Annotated in this window: 9 protein-coding genes; 8 read left to right on the top strand and 1 reads right to left on the bottom strand. The window is 73.9% G+C overall.

From position 1 onward, the window contains the following. Nucleotides 1-89: 89 nt before the first annotated feature. Complete coding sequence (locus I5Q34_RS32555; protein WP_199896105.1) at nucleotides 90-251, top strand: hypothetical protein; 162 nt, start codon at nucleotides 90-92, stop codon at nucleotides 249-251. Between the two features lie 210 nt (nucleotides 252-461). Here I5Q34_RS32555 and I5Q34_RS32550 read toward each other — a convergent pair whose 3' ends face one another. Further along, the gene (locus I5Q34_RS32550) at nucleotides 462-1,811 is read right to left on the bottom strand and encodes a hypothetical protein (RefSeq protein ID WP_199896104.1); all 1,350 of its coding nucleotides are present in this window, start codon (nucleotides 1,809-1,811) and stop codon (nucleotides 462-464) included. 442 nt (nucleotides 1,812-2,253) lie between these two features. Between I5Q34_RS32550 and I5Q34_RS32545 the strand changes: the two genes are divergently transcribed. Genes I5Q34_RS32545 through I5Q34_RS32515 form a run of 7 tightly spaced genes read left to right on the top strand, consistent with a single transcriptional unit; the run spans nucleotide 2,254 to nucleotide 8,561 of the window. Further along, on the top strand, nucleotides 2,254-3,087 hold the full coding sequence (locus tag I5Q34_RS32545) for an ROK family protein (protein ID WP_199896103.1): 834 nt from the start codon (nucleotides 2,254-2,256) through the stop codon (nucleotides 3,085-3,087). Continuing rightward, complete coding sequence (locus I5Q34_RS32540; RefSeq protein ID WP_199896102.1) at nucleotides 3,084-3,848, top strand: HAD family hydrolase; 765 nt, start codon at nucleotides 3,084-3,086, stop codon at nucleotides 3,846-3,848. Before I5Q34_RS32545 ends, I5Q34_RS32540 begins: the two co-directional genes overlap by 4 nt. Beyond that, nucleotides 3,841-5,085 carry a 3-phosphoshikimate 1-carboxyvinyltransferase gene (aroA, locus tag I5Q34_RS32535; RefSeq protein ID WP_199896101.1) on the top strand — a complete coding sequence of 415 codons (1,245 nt, stop codon included), beginning with the start codon at nucleotides 3,841-3,843 and terminating at the stop codon, nucleotides 5,083-5,085. The genes I5Q34_RS32540 and aroA overlap by 8 nt, the downstream gene beginning before the upstream one ends. Continuing rightward, nucleotides 5,082-6,197 carry a Gfo/Idh/MocA family protein gene (locus tag I5Q34_RS32530; RefSeq protein WP_199896100.1) on the top strand — a complete coding sequence of 372 codons (1,116 nt, stop codon included), beginning with the start codon at nucleotides 5,082-5,084 and terminating at the stop codon, nucleotides 6,195-6,197. The genes aroA and I5Q34_RS32530 overlap by 4 nt, the downstream gene beginning before the upstream one ends. Nucleotides 6,198-6,250: 53 nt before the next feature. Next, nucleotides 6,251-7,477, top strand: coding sequence for an aminotransferase class I/II-fold pyridoxal phosphate-dependent enzyme (locus I5Q34_RS32525; protein WP_199896099.1), 1,227 nt, complete (start codon nucleotides 6,251-6,253; stop codon nucleotides 7,475-7,477). Then, nucleotides 7,474-8,130 carry a hypothetical protein gene (locus I5Q34_RS32520; protein ID WP_199896098.1) on the top strand — a complete coding sequence of 219 codons (657 nt, stop codon included), beginning with the start codon at nucleotides 7,474-7,476 and terminating at the stop codon, nucleotides 8,128-8,130. The genes I5Q34_RS32525 and I5Q34_RS32520 overlap by 4 nt, the downstream gene beginning before the upstream one ends. After that, nucleotides 8,127-8,561, top strand: coding sequence for an FAD-dependent oxidoreductase (locus I5Q34_RS32515; RefSeq protein WP_199896097.1), 435 nt, complete (start codon nucleotides 8,127-8,129; stop codon nucleotides 8,559-8,561). Before I5Q34_RS32520 ends, I5Q34_RS32515 begins: the two co-directional genes overlap by 4 nt. Nucleotides 8,562-8,613 lie beyond the last annotated feature (52 nt).

The raw sequence follows: 8,613 nt of genomic DNA, 5'->3' as shown, positions 1-8,613 counted from the left end.
GATCAGGACCCTTGTTCGATCGACAACCCTGCTGATCGGTAAGCGGATACCTTCTGAGAAGTCCGGGCCTTACTGGCTACGGCCTGCGGATGATCCGCCACCAGCTCGATCACGAGCCGTGCCCCGACCCGCAGGCCGACGTCGACGCCGCACACGCCTGGATCCAGCAACGGGCCCGCTGGTGCCAGATGCTCCTCGGTCTGGCCGTCGCCGACGGCCGTGAACTCCAACATGCAGCGGTACGCGGGTGAATGCACACGTGCGAGTGCCGTGCAGTATCGGCGTTGACGATCCGGTAGGGGCAGCGTGCGGCTGGTTCATCGGCCTTGGGTCGGCTGCCGTGCTCGTACTCCTCGGTCACCTCGTACAGGACCAGCTTGAGCACGGCCAGCACGCCGCAGCCCCTCACCCGGTCGAAGCCGAAGCACCTGCCACGGCATCGGACGGTGCCTGGTAGCCGACTACACCAGGGTCGCAGCGCGATGGCGCAGGGCGTCCGCGGCGGGGTGCCGCTGGTGAGGGCGCAGGCGGCCGACCATGGAGTTCACCGCCGTGGTGACGCGCTGGGAGCGGACGAGCGCGGCGTCGTCGAGGAGCGCGGACCAGGTGGCGCAAGCTTCGTCGAGGTGGCCGCGGTCGAGCTGGATTTCGGCGAGGCGCGCGTTGGAGATGGCGCGGCTGCGGCGCTCGGCACCGGGGCGGGTCTGGTTGCTGCAGCGCATGGCCTCCTCCGCCTGCCGGAGGTCGTGCAGGTGGTGGTGGGCGAGGGCGGACGCGTGCTGGAAGCCCGAGATGTGGAACGCGTCTTCGCCGCGGCTGGTGGTGCGGTCCACGTAGCGCTCGGCGGTCTTGAGCCAGGTGTGGGCGGCGCGCCGGTCGCCGTTGCCAGCATGGGCGACGGCCAGGCGGCTGGCGATGAACGCGGTGGTCCGCTCGGGCGCGTTATGTCCGCCGGCGGCGTCGAGAGCGGCGTTGCCCAGGCGCTCGGCGGCGCGGTGGTGACCGAGGTCGCTGGCCTGCACGCACATGCCGCGCAGCACGGTGGCGTACATCAAGGGGGAGTCGGCTTCTGCCGCGAGGCGCAGGGCGAGGGTGTACTGGCGTTGGGCGAGTCCGTGTTCCTCGGCGTCCCAGGACATCCAGGCGACGAGGTAGGTGAGGTCGGCCGCGGCGGCGTACAGCTCGAGGCGTATGGCGTCGGGGCCGTCGGCCCGCAGGTAGGCGGCGACGTCGTTGGCCAGGTAGGCCGTTGCGGCGGTGCGTGCCCGGCCGGAGCCGTAGGCGTGGTCGATGTCGCTGAAGGCGCGGGTCATCTGGCGGACCGCGTCGACGTCGCCGGTGCCGATGCGCGGGCGGGGGGAGCGGGCGGCGTGCTGGCCGCGGGCGGCGATCTCGTGCCAGCCGGGGATGTGGAGCAGGGCGGTGAGGCTGTAGGTGGTGCGCTGTATGAAGTCCCGGCGTTCCACGATGGCCCTCCCCAGGATCACGAGGTCGGCCACGGCATCGGTCGTCCAGCGCAGCCCCACGTCAAGGTGCTCATTCCCGGACGGGGCCATGCCAATGTCGGCGAGGGTGATGGGAATGTCCAGGCGCCGGGAGAGTGCCTCGGCGATGTACAGGGGGACGGCGTCGCGGGGGACGGCGCCGTGGAGCCATTGATGGACCGAGGGCGCGTGGTAGTGCAGTTCCTCACCGGCTTCGCGGCCGACGATGTTGACGGTCCGGGCGAGGGCCTCGTAGGAGCAGCCGGCTGCCCGGATCAGGACCGCGAGCTGGGTGTTCGGCTGGTGTGTGTGCCGCGAAGCTGTCATGCGAGGCCCCCCGCTGTACGTGCCGTCGTTGAGCCCGGTCCGGCTCATGCCTGCAGCGTGGGCTGACGCGCCCCGGCGGGCCAGGAGGTGTCCGCCCGCAGCCGCCCGCAGCGTAGCGGGCACTGCGGACACCGGTTCGAGGATCGCGATGAACCCCCGCGCGCCGGAGCGGCATCAGCCACCATGCCGGTTAACACGCTTAACGCCCTGGGCGGGCTTCTGCCCTAGTCGCGTCGTGGAAGCGGGAGTTGACTCTCTGTTGTCGCCTTCGAGCCCGGCGACCACTCCCGTACCGAATTCCCGGGCGCCGCACGCCCGCGTGGATCTTCGGCATGGGCTCATGGCCAGCAACCTCGGCGCGATGACCGCGCAGTTCCTCTTCGTCTGACTTGTTCGTGGTCGGGGAGCTGTGTGCCGTCTGCCTGCATGTTCAGGAGGGGTGATGGGGGAAGTTGTGCAGTACCCGCAGGGGTGCCGTCCCGCAGAGAAGGGCGTCGCACGGCTGCGGCCGGCGGTGTGGGGCCTGGACATCGGGGCGACCAAGGTCGCCCTGGGGACGCTGACCGAGACCGGGGTCCAGGTACGCGCGACGGTGGCGACGCCGCCGTCGCCCGACGGGCTGCTGCCGTGGCTGCGGTCGCAGCTTCCGCGCCGGCTGGATGGGCTGGGTGTGGCGTTCCCGGGCGGGATGGACAGCAACGACCGGGTGACCTCGTGGCCCAACCGGCCGACGTGGGACGGCTTCCCGCTGGGCAAGGAGCTGTGCCAGCTCGCCGAGGCGGTCACCATCGTTGACGACGGTGAGGCCGCGGCGCTGGGGGAGTGCAGGCGGGGTGTCGCGTTCGGGCGCCCGGACGTGATGGTCGTCGTGCTGGGGACCGGGATCGGCGGAGCGGTCGTCGTCAACGACCAGCTGCGGTCCGGGCTGCGGCGTGACCCACGCACGCTGGGGCACGTGCGCATCCTGGACGGCGGGGGGTGCGCGTGTGGGGCGACGGGCTGTGCGCAGACGGCCTTGCGGTCGCTGCCGCCCGACGGCGGCCTGGGGCCGCGGCTGTCGGCCTGGCCGGACGGCCGGCGTCTGATCGATTTCGTCGCCGACCTGGCCCGGCTGATGGACGTGCAGGTCGTGCTGACCGGCGGGCTGATGGAGCGCCCGGTCCTGCGCTACGAGACCGTCGCCCGGCTGAACGCGGCCGGCCTGGTCCCCCTCGTGCCCGAGCACCCCGGGCAGTCGAGCCTGCTGGGGGCCACGGTCCTGGAGCATGCCGCATGACCGCCGCGGTTCAGGCCGTGCTCTTCGACCTCGACGGCACCCTGGCCGACACCGAGGCGATCACCGCCGCCGCGCTGCAGGGAGCCTGGGCCCGCGCGGGACAGCCCGGCCCGGCGCCACTCGACCGGTTCCTCGCGATGTCCGGCCAGCCGCTGGAGACCATCCTCGCCCGCCTGCAGCTGCCCGCACGCCTCGCCGAGCTCTACCGGCAGGAAGCCGCCACCCTCGCCGACCGCGCACGCCTGTTCGCCGGGGCACTGACCTGGCTGACCATGCTGCGCACGCGCCACGTGCCCGTTGGAGTGATCACCGGTAAGGAACGCTCACGCACAACTGTGCTGCTCAAGCGCCTCGGTGTCACCGACCTGATCGGCGCCGTGGTCACCCCGAGCGACCCGCCCGCCCCGAAGCCGGCGCCGGACGGTGTGCTGTGGCTGTGCGACCAGTTCCGCGTCGATGTGCGGCACACGGTGCTGGTCGGGGACGCGGTCGCCGATATGCAGGCCGGGCAGGCCGCCGGGGCGCACACCATCGCGGTGCTGTGGGGGACCGGCCGGCGCGAGGTGCTGGCCGCGCACCGGCCGTGGCGGATCGTCGAGCAGCCCGCGCAGCTGACCGTGCTGCTCGAAGACCTGACCGCCGGAAATCCGGCGGCACCCGACCCTCCCGGGGCGGCACAATCCGCCCCGTCCCGGCCCGCGCGGCCCGTCGCGCCGCTGGGGGCCGTTCATCCGAACCACCAGGAGATGTGGCATGGCTGACGTTGTGATCCCCGGTTCGAAGTCCGAGACGAACCGGCTGCTGTTCCTCGCCGCGGCCGCTACCGGCCGTACGGTGCTGCACCGGCCGCTGGTGGCGGACGACACCGAGGCGTGCGCCCGGGCCTTGGCCGCCCTCGGCTACGACATCGACATCACGCACGCCGGCCGGTGGGCGGTCACCGGCCGCCCCGAGGGCCCGGCGGCCCCGGAGGCGTCGATCGATACCCGCGACGGGGCCACCGGCGCGCGGTTCCTGCCGGGCCTGGTCGCCGCCGGCCGCGGCGTCTACCACTTCACCGCCTCCGAGCAGATGCGCCGCCGTCCCATCACCCCGCTCCTGAACGCCCTGCGGACCCTGGGGGCGGACATCGACCGCGACACCCTCCCGTACACGCTGCGCGCCAACGGCCTCGCGGGCGGTCGGCTGGTCGTGGACGCCGGCGTCTCCAGCCAGTACCTGACCGCGCTGCTGCTGGCCGGCCCCCTCACCCGCACTGGCCTCACCCTGCACGTCACCCGGCTCGTCTCCGCCCCCTACATCGACATCACCCTCAAGCTCATGCGACTGTTCGGCGCGAGTGTCGAGCGCACCGACGACGTCTTCCGCGTCGAGCCCGGCGGCTACACCAGCCCCGGTGAGGTGACCGTCGAGCCGGACGCCTCCACCGCGAGCTACTTCCTGGCGGCGGCCGCCGCCAGCCCGGGCCGGTCGGTGACTGTCCCCGGTCTGGGGACCGGCTCCGCCCAGGGCGACCTCGGCTTCGCCCGCGTCCTGGCCGACATGGGCGCCGCCGTGGGCCTTCAGCCGGACTCGGTCACCGTCACCGGCCCGGGCCGACTGACCGGGGTGACGGCGGACCTGCACCACCTGTCCGACACCATGCCCACCCTCGCCGCCATCGCCCCGCTGGCCACCGGCCCGGTGCGCATCGAGAACATCGCCAACGTCCGGGTCAAGGAGTGCGACCGCTTGGAAGCGTGCGCGGCCGGGCTGCGGACGCTGGGAGTGCCGGTGGTCACGGGGGAGGACTGGATCGAGATCCAGCCCGCGCAGCCGAACGCCGCCCTCGTCGCCACCCAGCGGGATCACCGGATCGCGATGGCGTTCTCGGTGCTCGGTCTGCGCGTTCCCGGCCTTGAGCTGGACGACCCGGGCTGCGTGATCAAGACCTGCCCGAGCTTCCACCAGCTCCTGGGCGACCTGACCGCCCAGTGGGAGAAGGAGCCCGTGTCATGACAGCGGGGATAGGCCGGGTGCTGGTGGTCGGGGCCGGGTGGATCGCCCACCGCGTGCACCTGCCGTACCTGGCCCGCGCGCGGCAGGCCGGCGCGCTCGGCGAGCTGCTGGTCGCCGACACCGACTCCGTACGGGCCGAGGCGGCGGCGCGGGAGTTCGGCGCCCGCGTGCACGCCGGGCCGGTGGAGGAGGCCGGGGCCGACCTGGCGCTCGTGGCCACCCCTCCCAGCAGCCACGCCGCCCTGGTCCTGCGCGCCCTGCAGGCGGGCGCGCAGGCCATCGTGGAGAAGCCCCTCGCCCTCACCGCCGGCGACGCCGCGGCCATCTGGAAGGCCGCGGCCGCCTCCGGGCGCGGGGTGTACCCCCTCTACACCAGCCGCCACCGCCCGGAGGTAGCCGCCCTGCGGGACGCGGGCGCCGAGCTCGGTGACATCACGCAGGTGCGGGCGGTGTGGAAGCGCCGCATGGGGGTGCCCGCCACTGCGGGGGGCCGGGCGGCCGGGGTGCTGTGGGACCTCGGTCCCCACCTGGCCGACCTCGCCCTGCACCTGGCCGGCTGGACCGACGTCACCGGCACTGCGACCGCCCGCCACCAGCACCCGGCCACCGCCGGCCGGGCCACCGCCGCCTGGCAGACCACCACGCCCCCCGCCGGCACCGTGCCCTCGCGGCCGCGCTGGTACGGGGTCAGCGGCACCGCGGACCTGCATCCCTCCTCGCCCGCCGGGCCCGCCCGGCGGCTCCAGCTGGAAGCGTCGTGGGCAGCGCCGGGGACCGCCCACGACCAGGTCCGCATCGACATGGACGCCGAGAAGGGCTCCGTCCACTGGCGCACGGTCCTGGGCTGGAGCCCGGACCGCGCCACCGCCCCCACGCCGACGGCCTGGACCGTGCTCGACGGCCGGCGGCACGTCCTCATCGACGCCCAGCCGCGCGACGCGCGCCACGAATACACCGCCCAGCTCGACGCCGCCTTCGCCGCCCTCACCGGCCCCGCGCCCCGGGCCGAGGCCGCGCAGCATCTACGGGCCGCCTGCGCGAGTACCGCGCTGCTGCACGCCATGGACACCGCCCTGTCTGGCACCGCGCAGCCCTTCACCATCGCCGTCTGACCGACGCGCTTCCCTCACCGTCACCTTCTTCACCCGCAAGGGATGTGAACTTCGTGGTTTCTCTTGCCCTGTGCGGCGGGCCGCCCGTGCGCCCCCGCCCGTACGCACCCTGGCCCTCGCCCACAACCACCACTCGCAAGGCCCTGGTCGCCGCGCACGACAGCGGTGTGTGGTGGCAGGACGGCAACAGCGCGGCCGAACCCCTGGAGACATGGCTGGCCGCCGAGTTCGGCCACCCGGCGGTGGCCGTCTCCAGCGGCACCACGGCGCTGGAGCTCGCGCTCGCGGCGCTCAGCATCGGCCGCGGCGACGAGGTCCTGGTCCCCGCCACCACCTTCATCTCCTCCGCCACGGCCGTGAGCCGCGTCGGTGCGCAGCCGGTGCCGGTCGACGTCACCGCCGACAGCCTCACCCTCGACCTCGAGGCCGCCGCCGCGGCCCTCACCTCCCGCACCCGCGCGGTCCTCCTGGTCCACCTGGCCGGCCACCCCGCCGACCTGACCGGCATCGGCCGCCTCGCCGAACGCCACCGCCTGGCCGTGGTCGAAGACGCCGCCCACGCCCTTGCCGCAGCCTGGGACGGCATCCGCATCGGCACCGTCTCCGACGCCACCACCTTGTCGTTCCAGGCGGCGAAGCTGCTGGCGGGCGGAGACGGCGGAGCCGTCATCCTGCGGGACGAGGACACCGCGCGGCGGGTCCGGATGCTGGCCAACTGCGGGCGCGAACGCGGCAGCGGCTCCTACGACCACACCCTGACCGGCACCAACGCACGGATCCACCCGCTCGCCGCCGCCCTGGTCATGGCCCAGACCCCCTGGTACCCGCGGGCCCGGCAGACCCGCGCCCACCACCACCAGGCCCTCGGCGCTGCCCTGGACGAGCAGGTCGAGAAGGAACTGCTCGTCGGCCCGGTGCCGCAGGCCACCGTCCACGACCACTACGCCGCCCTGCTCCGTGTCCCCAGGTATCTGGCCGAGCGGGGCATCACCGCCGGCACCCTCGCCAAGGCCCTGAGCGCGGAAAGGATCCCGGCGAAGCCGCTGTTCCCGCCGTGGCAGTCCGTCCCCGCCTACCAGACGGACGACCGCGCCCGCAGCGCCCACACACCCACGGCCGCCCAGGCGGCCATCGGCGTGGTCGCCCTCCCGCACCACGTCCTGCTGGACCCCCACGCACCCGAGCAGATCACCGCCGCGCTCGCCAAGACCGTCGCGGCGGCCGACAGCCTGGCGGCCTGGCAGGACCAGCACATGCCGCCCCCGCCGGATCCGGCATGACCACGCCGCCGGCGTTCGACGCCGACCGGATGGTCCTGGAGATCGAGCACTGCGGCCACGCCGTACCGCCGTGGCGGTGGTTCGAGATCGACCTGGACCACATCACCGTGGCCGGCCTCCAGCACGATGTGCCCCAGGCGATCACCGGGGCGCGGGTGAGCGCCATGACCCGCCACCACCAGGCGGAGCCGATCGCCGCGCTCCTCGCCCGGGACCGCACCCGGCACCTGACACACCTGCAGTTCGAGGCCACCGGCAACCACTCCGCCCGCACCGTCGCGACGCTTGCCTGGGATCAGGGCCTGGTGCCGCTGCCCGCCCGCCACCTCGACCAGCCGCCGGACGACGGTGAACTCGCCCGCCTCGCCGGCCAGCTCGCCGGTCTCGGCACCCCCCTCATCAAGATCGCCTACCCGGCGCCCCTCCCCGCCCACGTCGATGCGGCCGTCCAGCTCCTGACCCGGTGGGACCACACCACCACGGCGCTCGCCCTCATCCCGATGGGCACCCGCAGCGGCCGGGCCGCCGCCCACGCGGCCGGCTCACGCCTGATGTGGGTCCCGCCCTGGCCCCAGCACGACCGCTGGGGCCCCTCCGACCACCTGCCCCTGCCAACCGGCCCCGCCAGCAACGTGAAGGAGAGCCTGCTGTGACCACGATCAGCTGCGACGTCCTCGTCGCCGGTACCGGCATCATCGGCGCCGCGTGCGCCCTGGCCCTGGCCGACCACGGCCTGGACGTCCTGTGCACCGGCGAGCCGGCGGCCACCCTCGGCACCGCCTCCAGCGCGGCCGGCGCCATGCTCGGCGTCCTCGGCGAGGTCACCACCGACGACGACCCCGCCCCCGACTCCCTCGACGACCACGCGCTGCGCCTGCGCCACCGCGCCGCACAAGCCTGGCCCGACTGGGCCGAGCACCTCGCGCAGACCGCCGAAACCCCCGTGCCGATCCGTTACGGCACCACCGTGATCGCCAGCGCCTCCCAGCCCGGCGACCGGGCCAACCTCCGCGCCATCACGGCCGCCGCCGACCGCCTCGGGCTGCCCGCCCACCCCATCGACCCCGCCGACGTGCCCTACTGAGCTGCCCCGACTTTCGTAGCGGCCGGGTTGTGTGTTTTCAGGCGATGTTCGG

It is taken from the genome of Streptomyces sp. AV19, from assembly GCF_015999245.1.
Taxonomy (GTDB): Bacteria; Actinomycetota; Actinomycetes; order Streptomycetales; family Streptomycetaceae; genus Streptomyces.
Note: the sequence above shows the minus strand (reverse complement) of the source record. Positions and strands in the feature narration are given on the sequence as shown.

Coding starts and splice junctions, on each gene's coding strand:
- I5Q34_RS32555 (WP_199896105.1), top strand. CDS start 90: ATGATCCGCCACCAGCTCGATCACGAGCCGTGCCCCGACCCGCAGGCC.
- I5Q34_RS32550 (WP_199896104.1), bottom strand. CDS start 1,811: ATGACAGCTTCGCGGCACACACACCAGCCGAACACCCAGCTCGCGGTC.
- I5Q34_RS32545 (WP_199896103.1), top strand. CDS start 2,254: ATGGGGGAAGTTGTGCAGTACCCGCAGGGGTGCCGTCCCGCAGAGAAG.
- I5Q34_RS32540 (WP_199896102.1), top strand. CDS start 3,084: ATGACCGCCGCGGTTCAGGCCGTGCTCTTCGACCTCGACGGCACCCTG.
- aroA (WP_199896101.1), top strand. CDS start 3,841: ATGGCTGACGTTGTGATCCCCGGTTCGAAGTCCGAGACGAACCGGCTG.
- I5Q34_RS32530 (WP_199896100.1), top strand. CDS start 5,082: ATGACAGCGGGGATAGGCCGGGTGCTGGTGGTCGGGGCCGGGTGGATC.
- I5Q34_RS32520 (WP_199896098.1), top strand. CDS start 7,474: ATGACCACGCCGCCGGCGTTCGACGCCGACCGGATGGTCCTGGAGATC.